This window comes from Paenibacillus sp. D9, from assembly GCF_001188365.1.
Lineage (GTDB): Bacteria > Bacillota > Bacilli > Paenibacillales > Paenibacillaceae > Paenibacillus_O > Paenibacillus_O humicus.
This window is the reverse complement of sequence record NZ_JZEJ01000001.1, coordinates 4,972,747-4,992,509: the sequence shown is the minus strand read 5'-3', so window position 1 is coordinate 4,992,509 and position 19,763 is coordinate 4,972,747. Positions and strand designations below refer to the sequence as shown.

Here is a 19,763-nt window from a genome sequence, read left to right as displayed (position 1 = left end):
TCATTCCGATGAAAAAAAGCGGGAAAACAACAGGCGCGCCTTCCAAGGAATTGGAAGGCGCGCCATGCCGCCGTTTTATGCAATCTTGCGCTTTCATCTCCGGGTTCCGCCCTTCTGGCCTGCCGTGAAGAAGGGCTGGATGCCGTGCATACCGTCATGGAGCCGAACATCCTCTATTCGGGCTCATCCGCCGTCCATCCGGTGCCGGAGTCCAAAGCTATTTTCAGCTCTATTTTACGGCTCGGCAAAGGCCGAGTCCGGCTTGGCATCGACCGCGTCCCGCAACTCCGTCTCCAGCTCCGCCATGAACCGACTCATCGTCTCTTCGCCATAGCCAAGCTCGGAAGCCATGACCGCCGCTGCTGCGTCCTTCCACTGCAGCGCGCCCGCGCGGTCGAAGAACAATGCTCCGGTCCGGCGGATAAGAAAGTCTGCAGGCTTGGCCGCCATCTCATGCCGGATCGCGTACAGCAGGGCGGCATGGATCTCCGGCGGCAGCTTGCCCGCGCGTTCGGGCCGCATGGCCGGCCGGCGCTCGCCGGCTCCCGGCAGCAGCGAGTACACGGTGCCGGCATTGCTGCCATAGCGGCCTGCAATCAGCGCCGCGGCCGCCTCGGACAAGCCCTGCATCCGGCCCATCGCCTCCGACTGCTTTCGGAAGCCGGGGAAGCCCGATGAGCCGCCGACATCGCCGCCCGACAGCGGAATATCCTTCGTGCGGCACTTCGGATACTTCCGCCCGCTCTCGCGTCCAAGCTCGGCGGCAAGCATGTCCGTCACCGTCTCCGCCATCCGCCGATAGCCGGTCAGCTTGCCTCCGGCGATCGTGAGCAAGCCGGAATCCGAGCGGAACACCTCGTCGCGGCGCGAAACCTCGGAGGGAGACTTTCCCTCCTCGTAGATGAGCGGCCGCAGCCCCGCCCAGCTGGACTCCACGTCGGCCTCGGTCAGTCCGAGCGACGGGAACATCGCTGCCGCCGCCTCCACGACATACTTCCGGTCGGCCTCCGTCATCTTCGGCGCGGCGGCGTCTCCGTCGTAATCGGTGTCGGTCGTGCCGACATACGTTTTGCCGTCGCGGGGGATGGCGAACATCATGCGGCCGTCCGGCGTATCGAAGTAGACCGCCTGGCGCAACGGAAATCGGCTGCCGTCGAAGACGAGATGGATGCCCTTGGTGAGGCGCAGCGTCTTGCCCTGCCGGGACCCGTCCAGCTCGCGGATGCCGTCCACCCACGGGCCGGCCGCGTTGACGATATGCCGGGCCTTTATGACGCAAGACCTGCCGCCGATCACGTCCGCCGCGCGGACGCCGCAGATGCGGCCGTTCTCGTAGAGCAGCTCCTCCGCCTTGACATAATTGGCAGCCTTCGCCCCCAGCTCGGCCGCTTTTTTCATCACCTCGATCGTCAGCCGCGCGTCGTCGGTCCGGTACTCGACATAATAGCCGCCGCCCTTGAGGCCCTCCTTCTTGAGCAGCGGCTCCTTGGACAGCGCCGCCTCGACTCCGAGCATCCGTCTCCGCTCGCGCAGCTTGACGCCCGCCAGCCGGTCATAGACCGCCAGCCCGATGGAGGTGGAGAGCTTGCCGAACGTGCCTCCCTTGTAGATCGGCAGCAGCATCCACTCCGGCGTCGTCACATGAGGACCGTTCTCGTAGACGACCGCCCGCTCGCGTCCGACCTCGGCCACCATCTTCACCTCGAATTGCTTCAGATAGCGCAGACCGCCGTGAACCAGCTTGGTCGAGCGGCTGGAAGTGCCCGCAGCAAAATCCTGCATCTCGATCAGCGCGGTCCTCATCCCCCTCGACTGCGCGTCCAGCGCGATGCCGGCGCCCGTAATTCCTCCTCCGATGACGAGCACGTCCCAAGTCTCATCCGACAGCTCCTTCAGCAGCGAGCTTCTATCCAACGCTGAAAACCGGGTTTCCATGGACAAGCCTCCTTGATCCAAATCCTCTGAAATCCAACAAAAAAGCCGCAAGCCGTCCGGGCTGCTCCATGAGGGGCAGCCGGACGCTTGCGGCGTTCTCCGATATCTACAGGCCGATATTAACTTGCTTCAAGCGTACCAGAACAGCGCGCTATTGGAAAGCCCGAGTTGCCGCAACGGCTTTTTTCCACCCGGCGTAGAGGGAGTCCCTCTCCTCCGCCTCCATCGCGGCCTCGAAGCGGCGGTTCATCCGCCAGCTGCCGCCCACCTCCGAGCGGTCCTTCCAGTACCCGACGGCAAGTCCGGCGAGATAGGCCGCGCCAAGCACCGTCGTTTCGTTGATTTCCGGACGCTCCACCGGCACGCCCAAAATATCGCTCTGGAACTGCATGAGGAAATCGTTCTTCACGACACCGCCGTCCACCCGCAGCGAGGACAGCGGCATGCCGGAATCCTCTTCCATGACGGCGATGACGTCCTTGGACTGATAGGCCAGCGACTCCAGCACGGCGCGGATGAAATGCTCCTTTTCCGCTCCGCTCGTCAGGCCGAACACCGCCCCGCGCGCCTCGCTGTCCCAGTAGGGAGTGCCGAGTCCGACAAAGGCCGGCACGACATAAACGCCCTTGGTCGAGGTTACCCGGGAGGCATACGCTTCGCTGTCGGCTGCCGACTTGATCATGCGCAGTCCGTCCCGCAGCCACTGCACGGCCGATCCGGCGACGAAGACGCTGCCCTCCAGCGCATACTGCGGCTCCTCGCCCTCCGCGCAGCACGCGATCGTCGTGAGCAGCCCGTGAGAGGATTTCACCGGCTTGGAGCCGGTATGCATCAGCATGAAGCAGCCGGTGCCGTACGTGTTCTTGGCCATCCCCTCCTCGAAGCAGGCTTGGCCGAACAGGGCCGCCTGCTGGTCTCCGGCTACGCCCGCGATGGGAATGCTGCAGCCGAAAAAGTGATGAGGGACCGTATGGCCGAACACGCCGGAGGAAGGCAGCGCTTCGGGAAGCATGGCGGCAGGGACGTCCAAAGCTTCCAGCAGCTCCCCATCCCATTTCATTTCGTGGATATTGAAGAGAAGCGTCCTCGAAGCGTTGGTGTAGTCCGTCTTATGGGATGCACCGCCGGTCAGCTTCCAGATGAGCCAGGAGTCGATCGTTCCGAACAGCAGCTCCCCGCGCTCCGCCCGCTCCCGCGCTCCGTCGACATGGTCGAGAATCCACTTCACCTTCGTGCCGGAGAAATACGGATCGATCAGGAGGCCCGTCTTGGAGCGGAACAGCTCCTCCAGCCCTGATCGGCGCAGCTCCTCGCAAATATCCGCGGTCTGCCTGGACTGCCAGACGACGGCGCGGTAGACGGGATGGCCGGTGCTGCGATCCCAGACGACCGCCGTCTCCCGCTGGTTCGTGATGCCGATCGCTTCGATCTGATCGGGGCGCAGGCCTGCCTTGGACAGCGCCGCCGCCATGACCCCCAGCACGGACACCCAGATCTCGCTTGCGTCATGCTCCACCCAGCCCGGACGGGGATAATGCTGGACGATCTCCTGCTGAGCCGATGCGACGAACTCGCCCCCCCGGCCGACGATGACCGCACGCGTGCTGGTCGTTCCCTGATCGATGGACAGGATATAGGTATCGCTCATAGCTGCTCCTCCTTTTGCTTCAGCAAATGCTATATACGTTCATGCCTGCTTATCGCAATCTTCCTGCTTTGCTTCCTATTGAAGCCTTTCCCGCCTATACCGGCTCGGGAGCCTCTTCGCTCTTCCGATCAAAATGCTTCCACAGCTCCACGCGCGAGGTCGTGACCGCCGCCGCTCCGGCCGCCGTCGCCTTCTCCACATCCCATACCGAGCGGATCAGCCCTCCGGCGAAGATAGGAATGCCGGTCCTCTCCTTCACCTCGGCGATCATATCCGGGATGACTCCCGGCAGCACCTCGATGTAATCGGGCTGCGAGCGCTCCAGCAGCGCATAGCTCTTGTTCAGCGCGCCGGAGTCGAGCAGAAATATCCGCTGGATGGCGAGCAGGCCATTCTGCCTGGTCTTCGCGATGACGCTCGCCCTCGTGGAGAGGATTCCCGCCGGCCTTATGATCTGGCACAGAAATTCCGCCGCATGCTCGTCGTTCTTGAGCCCTTCGATGAGATCGGCGTGGATGAGCAGCTGCTTGCCGCCGGACCTCGCCAGATCAAGGATCGGCTTCAGCTGGCTGATGTGGCTGTCGAGCAGAACGATGTATTCATAGGAGAAGCCCATGAGCTTCTCCAGATCCTTCGGCTTGCGGATCGCCGGCAGGATCAGCTGTCCCTTGAAGGCCATGCCGTCTTCCTCCCTTATCGGACTCCTAGCCCCTTATCTTCCTGACTGAAAAAAGGAAAAAGCCCGCGTCAAGCTGCCGTTTGCAATGAAACAGCGCTTGATGCGGACCTCCCTTTCTCCGTCGCCCTATTAACTTGAATTCATTATATCGGCCTGCTGGAAACGTTGTCAACGTACGCTTGCCGCCAGGCGCTGATCCGCTCGCTGTTCTCAGCGAAGGCGGCGGACGTCGCTCCCGGAATGAATCGAACCTATACTGGCTCTAATGGGGATTACAGCAAAGTAGCTGTTTTATTGCCGATTGCTATTTAAAATTGAAGCTCTGATTGAACGATACTACAATGCTATTGGTTGAATGATGAGTTTATTCGGCACTGGGTAGTAGCCCATATATACTCAAAGCGCCACATCTTGGTATCCCACCCTAGCTACTTCTTCATTAATTAGACGTATACCAACCCCATTTTCTTCATCCCATGTACAGTCAAATGTTAGTCCAATATATCTGGCTTCAAATCGTCTTGCAGATGGCACATAAATTCCAACTAGCTTGATATTTTCAAGAAGTTTATCATTTGTTTCAATTAAAGGGTAATTTACATCATATGAAACGTCGTACCCAAGTTCAGACCGCTTCTCTTTGTAATAATCTAAAATTGGGGTCAGAATATTTTGCTGAATATCCCCCCAATTTTCTTTTAAAGTGTTATATGAAGCATACTGTTTTTCACTAAATTCTCCATCTTCTTCACCATCTACCATCAAAGCAATATTGACTTCTTTTCCGAAAAACTCAATTGTAATATCCTTGCTCCACACATAATCGTATTCAAGTTCACCGAAAACTGCATCATTAATTTTCACTTTGAGAAATCTCCCTTCTAATTATCGGCAAATCCGCCAGGCTCAAACGCTCCTGCGTTTATCTCTCCTACGCCACCTAGATGTCCGAATTTACTGTTAATTTCAGACGGCACAAGCTGAATTGTTTTACCATCATTTAATTCGTGCCAAGTCAGCTTTAATTCCTCGCGAACATCTGCAATGTCCCCTGCTTTAATTTTCCCTGGGGTTAATCCAAATTGACTAGCCAACTCAGGTGAGTTATTAAGTTGCTCAGCAAATTTTATATCTGCTTGTTTAAAATTCGCAGTTCTAGCTTTAGTTCCATTGCTACCAACTCCGCCCACCATATGGTCAATTTCAAGTTCTGCTTTTGCTACAGGCGAAAAATCAGGTACTCCGATTTTATAATTTATCCCATTAATACCTGCTTCGTCTAATATCTTCTTCAATTCAGGGTCTGGTGGTGGTTTTAAAATACATTTTGTTTCGCCCCTTTGCCCCTCAAAACCAACCGTTTTATTATTAGGTGATGGCGTTTGATGAAGTCTCGCTTCATAAGAACTAGCAAATTTAGTCTGTTTAAAGGCAGAAGGAGCATCATCTGCATCCATCCCCTCAACCTTCAAAAAACGATCAGAATCCGCCCCCTTAACATCCGCGTTCCCTTTATTCCCAGCAGCCAGATCAGCCAACTCACTCCGAGAAATTTCCATCTGCCTTAAATAGTTATCCTGAACAGGCGTGCGGGGCAACGCGCCGATATCCCAACCTGGACTTAGATCGGTTGGCATTCTCGGTCCTGCCGTCACAGGGACAGGTCCGAGCGAGATTCTATCCAATCCCGTCGGTACCGCTCCACCTGCCTTCTTCGTCAACGTGGTTATTCCTTCGACTACCTTGCCTGCTTTGGTGACCTTGGTGATCGCTGCTCCGGGTATCAGAATCGTTGATATCGCTCCAAGCGCCCGCGCTTTCTCTTCCGGACTCATCTGCTCGAAGTCTGCATAGACCTGTTTGGCAACGTCTACAAGCTTATCGGGATTCTCGACGAAATACGCGACACTTCCTGCCGTTTGTTTGACTGCTTCAATCGCTTCTCTGGTCGTCTGAGCCGGGTCGATCACAAACTCCACTACCAACTCACCCATATCGATGACGCTCGTGATGACTTCCGTGCCCAGACCGAGAACAAATTCCTCGCTTAAATGCATCGCCTGCTCCCAACCGTTTCTCCCATAGATCGTTCTTACCCACGCGACATAAGCCGTATACGGGACTTGAACGTTCATATACTCTTTATCTTTTTCCAGCACATGCTCATTAAAGTACGCAAAGGTAAGCTCATTTTCTTTATTGGCGGCTGTAATCAGCGTTCCATCGGACAAATGTGTCGGCGGCAGCATGCTTTTAGCATACGCCTCGACTTTCTCTTGCAGCTCTTTCTGTTGCATGTCCTCTGCCGATTGGAGAGAGGGTTCTATTGCCGACAGCCTAGTCAGCTCTGTCCTTGCCCAGTCCCTCATGATTCCTTCCTGAACGCCCAGGCTCAGCAGCAGCCGGTATTTCGGGTTCAGCGGCAGCGGCATCGGCTGGGCCATACACAAAGGATCGAAGTCACAGGCCTCAATCGCGGCCCTCCTGAAATAGGGCGTGAGATCCACATTGTCACCATATGCGGCCTCGCGGACACCCTGGACCTTCAGCTCTTTCCTCGCCGCCTCGGCCATCTCATGCATCGCATCCATCAGCCCTTGGTTTCCATAGGCCTTGTACACCTGATAGGCCGTCTGCGCCTTCGCAATATCCAGCCGAAGCTGGAACATCTTGTCCAGTTCCGCTTGAGCGGCCTCCCTGTCTTCCGGCGCCCGCTTGAGATCCGCCGCCGCCTCTCGCATACTCCGAACCAGCGGATCCTGCTCCAGGAGATCCATCGAAGGCAGCGGCTTCAATCGATGAAGACCCGCTTCGGCCTGCATCTTCAGGTCGGCCAGTCCAATGCCGCCCAACGGAGTCTGATATCCCGCTCCACCCCAGTCCATTCCGCCTGACAAGGAGCGAATCAGCGTCATGTTCCGCTGCTCTGCATCCGCATACGCTTCTGCAGCACGGCGCAGCTCTGCTGCCTGGCGCTGCATCTTATCGTCCAGATGGGCAGCCAGCTGGCTGGCTTCCCGGTGCATTTCCTGCACACGGATTACCGATCTCTGCACCTAAGACTCTCCATACTCGGACCGAATGGAATCCTCCATCCGCTCCAGCCCTGCCATACCTCGTACGGTCGTCTCCTCCAACGAAACGGCAAGACGCTTCATTCCATCCGACAAGCTGCCCAGCTTGTCGAGTTGAACAGACTGTCTCATTCTCTTTACTCACCTCCTGGAGCTTGAACTGGATCCTTACAGGCTATCGGGCAAAAAAAGACGCCGTCCTATCGACCGGCGTCCTCAATCTCATCTCAGTTGTTCAAATCATCCAGCATGGAGCCTTGCACAGTAATGCCGACGATGTCCAGCTCCTTAATTCCCTTCAAGGCCGGAAGAACGTTATAGGCATGTTTTTCTTTGGACAGGTCGATATCCTCGACCCAGGCCCGGATCGTATAGCCGCCGTTCGCCATATTGGCATGCGTATAAAGCGGCAGATTGCCCTTGTTGATCTGAATGGTCACCGTCGTCGTTTCCGTGATCTCGTACATCTTGCCGTTCTTCACGTACTCGCGGTATTGGTAGCTGCTCTGGCTGCTCGCCGTGGACGACTCGGAATAACCCTCCATCACTTTCTTCCAGTAAGGATCCGTCGCATCGCCGTCCTGCTCCCGGGCTGCAGAGGATTTGATCTCCCTCACGGTTTTTTTATAGCTGTCGCTGCTTTCTTTCCTGCCGCTGACCGTCAGCAGCTCTTTCCCGTCCACGCCCTTGTTGTTTTTGGCGGACAGAACGCCCATTTTGCGCTCGAAGCCTCCCCCGCTGGCGGAGAGCTGCTCGCCCCGGATGTTGACCGCGCGCTTGCCGGAGTCGATGTACATCAGATCGGTTCCGTAACGGAATGAGTCCGTTGCCGCCTCGACCAGGTCTTTATGGTCCTGCGTATCGTCCGGGGTCGGCTTGTAGGTCACCGTCTTCACCTTGAACGTGTAGATTCCGGCGGGATTGAAGTAGTAGCCCGACTTGATCGGATAGGCGAACTTCTGCAGCTCGCGGTCCGTAGCGAAAACGGCCTTGTCATAGCTGGATTTGCTGCCCGCGCCGTTTTTCGCCGCCTCCCTGGCCGTCTTATAGCTGCCGGCCATCGAGGTTTTCACGCCCCAGTCCAGCTCCCCGCTCGCCTGCTGGGTGAAGCTGCGCTCATAGCGGCCGTCGACGGCCGTCCACTTGATCGCCTTGCCGGCCGCATCGACATCCTTCATCCAGCGGACGACGTCGAATTTGTAGGCTTCGTTTTCCCAGTACAGCTTTTTCGGCTCAGCCGTCTTGTCCTGGTTTCCCTCGATCTTCTGGTCATATTTATGCTGCACGAGAGTTTTGGAGCCGTTGTAAATGTGGACGAGGAAAGCCTTCGTATCGGTGCCGTCGTCAAAGCTTGCCGACGCCGTCCCTGTCCGCCGCTCGGTTTCCATTCTCTTGCAGCCGCCGTTCTCGTCCGCTTCCGCGCAGTAGTCGTACTCGTATTTCCAAGGCCGGACGACATCGCCGGAATAGAGAACGCTGCCGATCCGGTCCGCCGATGCCGGCTCGGCGCCCTGGAAGAAACGGCCGCCGACAGGATCGTCCCCGAAGTCCTTGCGGTCGACGACCGCCTTGATCTGCGGATTGCGCGTAATGACCGTTCCCGCCTCGTCGACCGGAGGATTGTTGTCGTCCCGGAACTGCCTGTACAGATCCGGCGCCTGGTTCGAGACGCTCAGAGCGCCGGCCGCATTGCCGGTCCAGGCATAGCTGGAACCGCCCGGGAGACGGAGAACAGCCGTTATATCCGCTCCGTTGGCCAGCGGGAAGTCCAGCTGCCGGGAGAGGACGTCATAACCGACCTCGATCGGCGTGATTTTTTTCACGGCTCTCGGAAGAGAGTCGATGGAATTGTTTGCCGTGTAGGCTTCTTTCGGCGAATCTCCATCCCGGTTGACGTTGAACTGGACGCGGACGTCGCGCTCCGGCATGGTGAACGTCGCATAGAGTACCGATTCTCCGTTTGGATTCAGCGTGAGTCGGCCGGTTGGAGCGGTTCCCTCCTCTCCTTTGACCGAGTAGGCGACGCCTCGGACCGAGCGGTCTGTTCCCGTCTCGACCACACTCCAGGAGAAGGGCGCCGTCACTTGATTCTTGAACGTCGACTTCACTCTGACGCCGATTCTCACCTCGCTGCCGGATACGGCCGCCGATGGCAGCTGCTCGAAGCTGGCCGACAAGTCGGCTTCGGGAGGACCGACCAGATCGAACGGCGCCATCGGGATGCCTAGAAACGTTATTTTTCCAGGCGTATTTTCAATGAAGATCATGCCGTAGCCCCATGAAATCCGCGTCGGAGGCTGAAAGACATGCACATAATCCTGCCATTTTCCTCCCAGGCTCGGTTTCGCGCCTTTGTCGAACACGATTCGGTCCTTATACGCTTCATTCTGACGGTTGTAGATGAATTGGCTGTACTTCTTGCCTGCGTACAGCCTGTTCAGCCCTTCCTGAATCGAATCCTCGAGCGTAACGTTCCGATCCGTGAAGCCATTGCCCCGCTTATTGAACTGATTCTGCACGATGAAATAGCGGTCGGTCACTTTTTCCTTGCGCCAAGGCTCCTCGATCATCTTCATATCCTGAATTTTGTGGCCGCTCCAGCCCGCATACCAAGGGGTTCCTTCCGTCGGAACCGAGGAGCCGGCCAGCGTATAGCCCGAATACTCCTTCACCGGAGGATTCATGTGGATCAGCGTGTCGCCATGATCGGATCCGTATACCACTTCAAAAGCATAATGCCCATCAATTTTTTGCGATTCCTGCAGCTTGTTCCGGATCAGATCCTTCCGGTAGGGTCCGAACTTGGATGTATTTTCCGGGAAATAGCTTTCAAGCCCGTAAATATCGAACATGTCCCGGTTGATCGCGGCCAACACTTCGGATGGATCGGAACTGCTCGTCAGCGCGCGCTCCGGAGGATCGCCCTGGGCTGCTGCGAAGGATGGGACTGCCGAAGGGAACAAGCTGGAAACAGCCGCAAGGACTAGAGAGATAGATAGGATTCTTTTCATTTTTCACCCGCATGCCCGCTAGTATTTTTTCAAAATGACCGTGATGGCTGTGTCGCTGTAATAGGCGGAGCCGACCAGCACCTTGTAGGTCGCATCCTCGAATTTTTTCGTTTCGAGCTCCATGTCTCTCTTGTTCTTCTTTTTCGCGTATGCGATGATGGCGTCCACCGTCTTGGCCTCGATTTTCTGCTTCAGGATGAATTCGGCTTCAACTAGCTGCCTCTCGAAGTCCGCACCCTTCAATCCGAAAGGCAGAATGAGGACGATGACCCCTCCGTCTTCCTTCACTTCGGACGGCTCCGAAACGTCGACCAGAAGCTTCGACTCATATTCCTTTTTGATGACGAAGCCGTTGGCATTGATTTCGTCCCCGGTTCCGCCCGTCGCCGGAGGCTTCGCCGTCCCGATTCCCGTCGTATCGATATAGATCGTATTGATTTTCTTGTCCCAGTTGACCGATGCGCCCAGCGCTTCGCTCACGAAGCGGATCGGCACGAACGTGCGGCTGCTCTTCACGAGAGCGGCGGTATCCATGAGCTTCTTCTCGCCGTTGACCTTGTATTCTTTCTTGCCGACCGTCACGGCTACGTTCATGCTGGCAGCCGAGACCGACGCCAGCTTGGCTCCGCTGTTCCAATCCACCTTCGCGCCGAGCGCCTGGCTGACGAAACGTAAAGGCACTTGTGCACGGGAGCTTTTATCCACGAACGGCTGCGCGTCCGGCAGGCTGATCTTCTCGCCATTGACGACGATGCGCAGCGGCAATGCCGCCGCCTGTGCAGCAACGGGAACGGCAGCTGCCGCGATCGTGCCGGCTGCGAGCAAGGAAATGATTTTCTTCATGATGGTTTCCTCCTTGGATTAAATGACGAACAGCAGCACGATGCCGAGGACGACCGCCACAAGCAAAGCCATGACGATGAAAAAGGGGAAGGAGATGCGCGCTTCGATCCATTCCATCCGGCTGAAATGCCAATCGAAAAGGAAGCGGGTCCAAAACCTTTGCCCGGGCTTCAGCTCCCGTTCCCCAAGCCAAAATCGGTAGAAATGGCCCGCCTGCACCATCTCTTCATTTCCCTGCCGGTTTTTGCGGATCATCTTGCGATGCTCCTTTTTGTACCTCTTGTATGTATCGCTCAGATCTTGCCACCAGCGGTCATTCCAGCTTTCCCATCGACGGTAAAGCCTGCCGATCATACGGCCTCTTCGCCAAGATGGTAAAACCGTGGCAAATCAAGCAGATGCGCGCAATAAGCGGCAAACAGCGAAACCTCCTCGACGACGCCGCCCGAGGCGAGAAGCGTCTTCAGCAGCAGCTGCTCAAAGCTGTCGGCGATGAGAGCGTCCTTGATCAGAGGCCTGCGGTTGAGCAGGGATATATCGACCGCCCCGAACAGCCAGTCCATGAACCCCGGGGCATGCTGGAACAGCGGCTGGGCAATGTAGAGGGAATCCCCGGGACTCAGCCCGCTGGCGGTTTCATCGATGATCAGCTCCTGCTCATGGGCAGCCAGATAACCGGCGTAAGCCCGTTCGGTGCGGCGGATCTCGGCGATGATGGCGTCATCTCCCCCCTCGCTCCCGGCCTTGGCTTCCAGGAAGCAGAAGGCGCCGATGAAGTCGCCAGCAGCCTGCCTGCCCCAGCGGCGCAAATGAATGAGCACCGCCTCTGTCGCTTCCTCATGGGATTCGGCCTTTTCAAGATCCTCTCCGATCTGCTTCACCATATCCTCGTTGTTCACCCAGTCACGGGCGTAAGCATGCGCATAGCCCTGCAGCCCGATCCACTTGTTCTGGATCAGCTGCGCAAGCTCCCGGCTGTGCTCCGGCTTCAGGCTGGAGCCTCCGTCCCCATATTCGATCAACAGCTTGTTCGAGAATGCTTCCATTTCCATGGGATCGTTCAAATCAATGGGAATGGATGTCTGCGGTGTAGCCGTCATTTCTTCACGCTCCTGTCGTCATCATGGGATGCTAGGCGCCTGACCTGAAGCTGCCCTTCGCATCCATCGGATCCCAGTCGGGATCATCTACCTTGCTCCAAGCGGAATAAATCACCAGCAGCACATACATGGAAACGGGAACAAAGGCGAGGGTGAGAAAGAGAGGCAGCTTGCCGGCGAACCTCTCTCCCAGAAGATTTCCCAGCGAATAGCCGAGAATGCCTGCGGCGCCTGCGCCTGCGAGCCCGATCGTATAAATGATTCTGCCGGTTTTTGTCTGAGGATTCGCGGCTTCCTGAAAAATGAACCTCCGGAATCTCAAGCCGACAAAAGCGCAAACGACGTTCAGCAGCAAAAGTCCCGCTGCCAGCAGCAGCCCCCCGTCCCAAACCCTCCAGACGATCCCCAGCATGAAAAGGACAAAGAGATTGAATTGGGAGATGCCGAAAATCACTTTCCGCTTGCGGGATTTCTCCAGCGTCCGTGTTCTCCTCATGATCAGAACAAACGCCATGTTCAGCACGCCTGCCGTAATGGCGAACCAGGCCGTCCGTGGCGACCAGGCCGGAATGACGGACATGAGCACGGCGCCGACAAGAGGCACAAAAAAAGCAGCGTACAAGGCATTTGAGCTTCGGGCAGGCCTAGCTTCGCGCGGCATCGATATGCCTCCTTGCTAAAAGAGTGATTTGAGTCCGCCGACGAGCGAGCCGGCTGCCTTCCCGATCAGATCAGCCGCTTGAGAACCTTTTTCAAGAATCTCGTCGGCAGCCTGCTTCGCTTTTTTGACGCCTGTCTCAATCGTGCTGTGGACGGCACCTGCAGCGGCGCTGATCGCTTTTCCGGTGAACTCCGCGCCTTGCTTCAACGCTTTTCCGGCTGCCTTCACGCCTGCGACGGTTCCTTCGATGCCCTTATTGAGCTTGTCTTTCGTCCAATCCTTGATCGCCTTGCCCGTATCGGAGCTCATGAATACGCCGACGCCCAATCCGACGAAGAAGCCGACTGCGGTCCCAAGTCCAGGAACAACGCTGCCGAAGGCCGCGCCGGCCAGAGCGCCGGCTCCTGCGCCCGCCGCGGCGCTAAGCGCGGTCGTTCCGACCATGACCGCCGACTCCACGACGAGATCGGAAGCGAACTCGGTGCTGGCCAGACCGTGGTTCTTGTTCTCGCCCCAGCCGTAGCTGTAGACGCTTCCTCCGACAGTGAAGGCGGCTCCAAGGATGCCTCCGCCTTTAAGGGAGTTTTTCCAGGCGCTTTTCTTCAAGATATTGTAGCTGCTCGACAAATCGCCTTTAATGGCTGTTTTAGGGTCCATATACTTTCCGACTTTGCCATTGTCATAGCGGTATCGGGTCCCCATCAGATTGTCTTTTTTGCGCCATTTGATGTATTGGCTGCCCAAGAACCCTTTGGGAGTTTTAGAGCCGTATACATGCACATAATCGCCCTTGATCTGAAAATGGTAGCCCTGCATGACGGAGTATGCGCCGATGACGACTTTGTCGAACAATCCCCAGGCGTTCTTGTACATCTTCACGGTTTCCTTCGCCGTCGCGTATCCCTTCGACCGCTCCTCGGCCTTTTTGTATTCGGCCGCGATCTCCCTGAGCGTATTCATCTTGTCTGTCAGCCGATCGCCGATAGAGCTGGCCATACGGCCGATCTCCGCCAGAGCCGATTCCGCGCTTCTGGCGCCAGACTGGACATAGGATTCGGGATACGCCGACTTCGTGCTGGCGATCATGCCGCCGACGGACCGGGACAAGCCTGCCGCGACCGGCTCGAACGGCTTCTCCAGGCTTTTCATGCCTGCGGCCAATTTGGATACGCTGTCGGGATTCACCTTCAGAATCACAAGCCTGCACTCCTTTCCACAAGCTGACATATCTATATGTGATCGAATTCGCCGTCATGGCTCCGTTCTGTCGTTTTCGGAGGAAAAGCGTGTTGGAGGGAGACGGGCTCCCTCAGCACGCCGATGAAGAGCATGATTACTTGCGAAGCTGGCTGGCGATATCGCGGTCGCTTTGTTCCTTGATATCCGCGACCTTCTGCAGGGAAGTGCTGATGTTGTTCACGCACTCGACGAGCTTGTCGAGGCTTGGCTTCAACTGGTTGAATTCGTCGACGAAGGCCTTGGCGGATTCGCCCTGCCACCAGCCTTCCACGGATTTGATCTCGCGGTCGAGCTGATCAACGACGCTTTTCGCGTTCTGGCCCTTGTTCTTGATGGAGCTTGCTACGCTTCTCGCCTGTTCGGGGCTGAATGTCTGGTTTGCCATTTGGATTCACCTCCTTTCAAAAGAAATGCCGTGCCTTCCTCAGATCAGCAGCCGGGGCTGTACCGGTGGGCTTCTAGCGGCGTCCCGCCGACTTGCGCGCTTCTTCCTCGCGGCGCCGCTGCTCCTGCTCCTGAGCCCGTCGCCGCTCCTCCTCGAGCTTGCGGCGGCGCTCGTCGTCGGCGCGCTGGACATCTCCGGCCAGCCCTTTGAGGCTGCTCTCCAGGCCGTCCATCTTGGACAGCAGACGGTTGATATCCGCCTGGATTTCCTTGTAGGAATCCGCGAATGCCTTGCCCGCTTCCCCCTGCCACCACGAGGCTGCGGCGGATACCTCCGTTCTGTAGCGGGCTTCAGCCCGCCTGATTTCGTCCGCGGCCGCATTCACGGCAGCGGCGTTGCCGCGGATTTCCGACGGTGTGGGCATGTGCGGCGCCTCCTTTACCTCCCGGACAGGATCGCCGTCCGGAGTCCGGTGAATTTGTTTTTCACGACCAGATACCCGTCGCCCTGCTCGAATTCCTTCTCCTGGCTGCCGTAAGGAAGTCTTGCGTTGTAGAGGTTCTGATCCTTGAGGCTGCCGAGCAGAATGCCCGTCTGCTCCTCTCGGATCGCCTTGCCGAGGCTGTCCCAGTTGTTCGCGAGCTCCGAGGTCGTATCGGCGGCGAGCACGGCGACCTTCATGCCGCGCTCCTGCTTGACGATCCGCTCCAGCAGCTCCTTGAGCGCGTATTGATCGCCTGCCGTGAACTCCGAGAGGCGGTCGATGACGAAGACCAGCTGCTTCCATGAAGCCATGAGAGCGTCCGCATCTCCGCCGGAGCGGCGGACGGCTAGCAGCTGGGACCTGCGTGCGGCCAGCTCCTCCTTGAGCTCCTCCGTGAACGCATACATATCCTCGATCCTGGACAAATCTTCCGCCCCCGGCTTGACGAGCAGCGGGTACAATCCCATCGAGCTGGAATCCTGCACATACACTTGCATGCCGTCATCTCCGAGGCGGCGGCGGAGCATCTCGACCCAGGACACGAGCAGCGTGCTCTTGCCCGCCATCGGATCTCCGGCGACCATGACGACCGGGGTCGCGGCCAGCTCTAGGCTCACCGGCTGCAGATCGCGGTCGGCGAGGCCGATCGCGATCCGGCCGCCTGCCGGGACATCGGCTCCGCCGTCATTGAGCTCGTCGATGAAGATCCGCTCCGGCATCATCGGAATCGGCTCCGCCCGGCTGATCAGGCCGTCCTCGGCAAGCCTGCTGAACTTGCCGATCAGGACATCGCTGCCAAGCCCGTCCCATTCCGGAAGCGCCGTCTGGAATTCCAGAGGCGGCGTTCCGCGCACGAGCGCCCGTCCCGGCACGCGGGCAGGCACGAGCCCTTCCGTCCGGCCGACGATGCCGTCATACTCGCTTTTGTCCGTCAGCTGCAGGCTGACGGCCATCTTGAAGTTGACGGCGAACTTGTACCGGACGAGCGCCGAGTTGGTCGCGGTGACGACCATGTAGATGCCGTACTTGAAGCCTTCCCGGGCGAGCACGATCATTTTGTCATCCACCGCCTCATAGGTTTCCGACAGCGCGAAGTAATTGTCGATGACGACGGCGACGGCGGGCAGCCTGCCGCCCTTGCCGCGGTAGTCGGCGAAGCCGTCGCTGCCGGATTGCTCGAAGAGCCGCTTGCGCTCTTCCATCAGGCGGAAGATGTAGAGCATGAACTGGCTGATCCGGCTCTCCTGCTCCAGCGTCATCACGCCGCCGCAATGGGGAAGCTTCTCCATCGCCTTGAAGGAAGAACCGCCGAAGTCCATGACGTAAATCCGGGCTTCGTCCGGCGAATAGGACATGGCGATCGACAGGCAGAGCGTCCTCAGCAGCACCGTCTTGCCCGTTCCCGGCGCCCCGTACACGAACAGATTGCCTTCAGCGGCAAAATCGATGACAAGCGGCTCCTGCAGCTGGCCGCGCGGATCGTCGAGCATGCCGGCGGAGACGGCGAAGATCGGCTTGTCCGCCGGCCAGATGCCGCTCTCGCAGGAAGCCAGCGCCGCCTCCGGCAGCATGCCCTTCAGGTCGAGCTGCTCCGGCAGCGGCGGCATCCACGGACCTTCCAGCGGCAGGATGCCGCCGTCCCTTGCCGTCGACGCGATATGATCGACCATCGCCTTGAGCTGGCTCGGCAGCTCCCTCGCCGCGATCTTCTCTTCCTCCGCGGGATAGATCTGCTCCGCCCTGCCTCCCGGCCCCAGCTCGTAGATCCGCTTGACGCGGTTCTCGCTGCGCAGCATCTCGCCCTCGGGATCATAGTCGGCTCCGGAGTAGGCAGACTGGAAGAGCTCGAAGATCTCGTCGTTGCCGACCTGGATGTAAGCCCGGCCCGGCTCCTTGATCAGGGCCGCATCCGGACGCTTGATGACATCCTTGCTGTCGGCCTCGTCCTGGACCTTGAGGCAGATCTTGAACTTCGAGTTGCTCCAGATCTGGTCGTCCACGACGCCGGCCGGCTTCTGGGTGGCCAGAATCAAATGGACCCCGAGGCTTCGGCCGACGCGAGCCGCGCTGACGAGCTCCTTCATGAACTCAGGCTGGTCCTGCTTCAGCTCGGCGAACTCGTCGGCGATCATGACCAGATGCGGAATCGGAGGCATGTCTCCCCGGTCGTCGAGGCTGTAATAGAGCTTCTGGTAGCGGTCGATATTGTTGACTCCGTACCGGGAGAAGAGCCGCTGCCGCCGCTGCAGCTCGCTCTTGATCGATAGCAGCGCCCGCGTCGTCTGATTGCCTCCAAGGTTCGTGATCGTGCCGACAAGATGCGGCATGCCCTTGAATACATCCGCCATGCCGCCGCCCTTGTAGTCGATCAGGACGAAGACAATGTCATGGGGATGATAGTTCACCGCCAGCGAGATGATGATGCTCTGCAGCAGCTCGCTCTTGCCCGATCCCGTCGTGCCGGCGACGAGGCCGTGCGGACCGTGCCCCGTCTCATGCAGATCGAGGCTGAACAGCGAGCCGCCGCCTTTCACGCCGATCGGCACGCTGATGCCCTTGAACGTGCGGTTGCGGCTCCAGCGCTCCGCCAGCTCGACCTCGCCGACCGTACGGACACGGAGCAGATCGAGCAGCGTGACGGAGGCGGGCAGGGAGAAGCTCGCGCCGTTCTCCCGCAGCCGCAGCGGTCCGAGCCGCCTGACTGTCTGCTGCAGGCTCTTGAAGTCGAGCTTGTCCGGGCGGAACAGAATCTTGCCGCCGCTCTCCCGGTCCGCCAGCTCGCCGGTCTTGCCCTGCAGCGTAATGACGGTCCGGCAGTTCATCGGCAGGTAAGCCTGGTTGCCGGCAAGGAACACCGAGGAGACGCCCAGGTGCCCGCAGCGGTTGAACACGTATTTGTTGATCGGCTCGTAATCGAGGAGGGATGCGTCCTCAACAACGAAGACATAATGCGGCAGCGTCGAACCGCCTACCGTGCGGAACTCCCGGTCCTTCAGGACGGCGTACAGGTCGCCGAGCGCCTGATGGGCGACCGCCTTGCCGCACAGCAGATATCTCGTCTCCATGGCGTCATCCCACAGATGCGGCAGAAACTTCAGCCAATCCCACTTGGCGGCGCCGTCGTCGGCGGCCAGCACGACGACGCGGACGTCGTCGTAGCCGTGATGGGTGATGAGCTGCAGCAGCATGAGCCTCGCCAGCTCCGCCGTCTTGCCATCCTCGCCTGCGATTCCGCAAATCTCCGAGCCGGCAAGATCGACCGCCACCGGCACGTCCGGAACACGCTCGAATTCGAGCGCCAGCCGCTGCGGCTCCATCTGCAGCGGATCGCTCTCAAGCAGGATTGCCTGCGGGCTGTGCTTGATCGTCATCGAGAGCGGCACGTTGCCGAGGCCGAGGCGCAGAGCCAGAAAGTCCGGGTACGAGGACGTCCTCTCCCACAGCTTGCCGTCCAGGCTGGCGATCCGCTGGAGGCAGACGGCCGGCTCCGGATGGAGCTCGTTCATCGCCTTGGCCTGCTGCTCGCGGGCGATCGCCAGCTCGCTGCGCCGGTCCGCGATGAACTGCAGGTACTTGCTCTCGCGCTCCTTCTTGCGGTTCTTGTACCGGCGGATCTGCGATGCGGCCCCCGTCAGCGAGGTGACGAGCGTAATGGCGGTCGTCGCGATCGAGATCAGCAGGAACATCGACTGCGACGTCAGCGCCAGCATGAACGTGATGACGAGCATGACCGCCGGCGGCGCGAGAATCGTGAACCAGGCGATGTCGGGCTTCTCCTGGGAATACGGCGGATCGGGAATGGCGACCTCTCCACCCGGCATGTCAGGCATGAAACGAGGCTGGCGGCTGAAGGCATGCTGGCTGGTCTTCATCATGCCATCCCTCCATCCTGCAGCTCGACCCGAGAGGCTTGTCCCCCGAGCAGCGACATCCGGCTCCAGCCGGAGCCGTCCCGGAAGAACAGATCGCCTCCGATTATATGCAGGCTCTCGGCCCGTTCGCCGCAGATGCGGATGGTCCGGCCCTGGATGGGATCGATCCGATAGATCGTGCCGCCGTTGCGAAGATTGGCGACATACAGATAACGTCCGTCGGCGACGATGCTGCCCGCTTCGATATCCTCGAAAGCCTCCGCCACGGCTCCGCTTTCCTTATCGATCAGCGTCAGCGTACCGCGGTTGTCGGGATCGCCGAACGCAAGCCAGCCGCCGATCGGAACGATCGCCCCGCAGCGGCAAGCCGACAGCCGCTCCCGCTGCTTCCCGCCCGTCCGGATGACATGGATTCCTGCATCCGCACTGAAGTAGATCCGGTCCTCGTCCACAAGGAAGCCGCGCGCCTGCTCGTCCGTCAGCCGTGTTTCTCCGCTGCCGTCGGTATGGCAGCGGTACAGCCGCAGATCCTTCTCGCTTAAGTAATAAAGCCATTCCCCCCGCAGCGTCAGACCGCTGCAGGGAGTCTCGGACAGCAGCCGGCCGCGGCCGCTCGCGGGATCGTACGCGCATAACGCGCCGCCGCGCAGCTGGTCGCTGCCGTACACGGCATCCGCTCCGGCGTTCATGAACCAGAGCAGGCCGTCGATCCGGGAGACGCCGCCGGACGGATCGAGGCAGAGCGTCCCTGAGTAGCGGTCGACATCGCTGATCCAGACTCCGTTCCCCGCCTGCAGGACGAGTCCTCCATTCGCCAGATTTCCCTGCACCT

At 58.9% G+C, this 19,763-nt stretch carries 16 protein-coding genes; all 16 read right to left on the bottom strand.

What is annotated here, in order from left to right; genetic code table 11:
• Window positions 1-234: 234 nt before the first annotated feature.
• Window positions 235-1,935, bottom strand: a complete 1,701-nt coding sequence (locus VE23_RS22315; RefSeq protein ID WP_049869178.1) for a glycerol-3-phosphate dehydrogenase/oxidase — start codon at window positions 1,933-1,935, stop codon at window positions 235-237.
• A 151-nt stretch (window positions 1,936-2,086) separates the two neighbouring features.
• On the bottom strand, window positions 2,087-3,583 hold the full coding sequence (gene glpK / locus VE23_RS22310) for a glycerol kinase GlpK (protein ID WP_049869177.1): 1,497 nt from the start codon (window positions 3,581-3,583) through the stop codon (window positions 2,087-2,089).
• 94 nt (window positions 3,584-3,677) lie between these two features.
• Window positions 3,678-4,262 carry a glycerol-3-phosphate responsive antiterminator gene (locus VE23_RS22305; protein WP_049869175.1) on the bottom strand — a complete coding sequence of 195 codons (585 nt, stop codon included), beginning with the start codon at window positions 4,260-4,262 and terminating at the stop codon, window positions 3,678-3,680.
• 396 nt (window positions 4,263-4,658) lie between these two features.
• Window positions 4,659-5,126: a DUF6985 domain-containing protein gene (locus VE23_RS22300; protein ID WP_049869174.1), complete on the bottom strand. Its 468-nt coding sequence runs from the start codon at window positions 5,124-5,126 to the stop codon at window positions 4,659-4,661.
• 17 nt (window positions 5,127-5,143) lie between these two features.
• On the bottom strand, window positions 5,144-7,318 hold the full coding sequence (locus VE23_RS27770; protein ID WP_332310180.1) for an HNH endonuclease: 2,175 nt from the start codon (window positions 7,316-7,318) through the stop codon (window positions 5,144-5,146).
• Entirely contained in the window at window positions 7,319-7,468 is a 150-nt protein-coding gene (locus tag VE23_RS26705) for a hypothetical protein (RefSeq protein WP_021880435.1), read from the bottom strand. It lies immediately after the preceding gene.
• A 95-nt stretch (window positions 7,469-7,563) separates the two neighbouring features.
• Entirely contained in the window at window positions 7,564-10,347 is a 2,784-nt protein-coding gene (locus VE23_RS22290; protein WP_157054019.1) for a hypothetical protein, read from the bottom strand.
• A gap of 18 nt (window positions 10,348-10,365) precedes the next feature.
• Window positions 10,366-11,190 (bottom strand): copper amine oxidase N-terminal domain-containing protein, encoded by an 825-nt coding sequence (locus VE23_RS22285; protein ID WP_049869171.1) that lies wholly within the window; start codon window positions 11,188-11,190, stop codon window positions 10,366-10,368.
• Window positions 11,191-11,208: 18 nt separating this feature from the next.
• Entirely contained in the window at window positions 11,209-11,445 is a 237-nt protein-coding gene (locus tag VE23_RS22280; protein WP_021880431.1) for a hypothetical protein, read from the bottom strand.
• A gap of 95 nt (window positions 11,446-11,540) precedes the next feature.
• A complete protein-coding gene (locus VE23_RS22275) occupies window positions 11,541-12,290 on the bottom strand; it encodes a hypothetical protein (RefSeq protein WP_048745732.1) in 750 nt (249 codons plus the stop codon).
• Window positions 12,291-12,321: 31 nt separating this feature from the next.
• Window positions 12,322-12,951 (bottom strand): hypothetical protein, encoded by a 630-nt coding sequence (locus tag VE23_RS22270; RefSeq protein WP_021880429.1) that lies wholly within the window; start codon window positions 12,949-12,951, stop codon window positions 12,322-12,324.
• A gap of 15 nt (window positions 12,952-12,966) precedes the next feature.
• On the bottom strand, window positions 12,967-14,148 hold the full coding sequence (locus VE23_RS22265; RefSeq protein ID WP_049869169.1) for a hypothetical protein: 1,182 nt from the start codon (window positions 14,146-14,148) through the stop codon (window positions 12,967-12,969).
• Window positions 14,149-14,284: 136 nt separating this feature from the next.
• Window positions 14,285-14,575, bottom strand: a complete 291-nt coding sequence (locus VE23_RS22260) for a WXG100 family type VII secretion target (protein ID WP_048749331.1) — start codon at window positions 14,573-14,575, stop codon at window positions 14,285-14,287.
• Window positions 14,576-14,648: 73 nt separating this feature from the next.
• Entirely contained in the window at window positions 14,649-14,999 is a 351-nt protein-coding gene (locus VE23_RS22255; protein WP_021878936.1) for a WXG100 family type VII secretion target, read from the bottom strand.
• A gap of 14 nt (window positions 15,000-15,013) precedes the next feature.
• Complete coding sequence (essC, locus tag VE23_RS22250) at window positions 15,014-18,934, bottom strand: type VII secretion protein EssC (protein WP_084781626.1); 3,921 nt, start codon at window positions 18,932-18,934, stop codon at window positions 15,014-15,016.
• Window positions 18,931-19,761 (bottom strand): DUF5050 domain-containing protein, encoded by an 831-nt coding sequence (locus tag VE23_RS22245; protein WP_049869167.1) that lies wholly within the window; start codon window positions 19,759-19,761, stop codon window positions 18,931-18,933. Before VE23_RS22245 ends, essC begins: the two co-directional genes overlap by 4 nt.
• Window positions 19,762-19,763 lie beyond the last annotated feature (2 nt).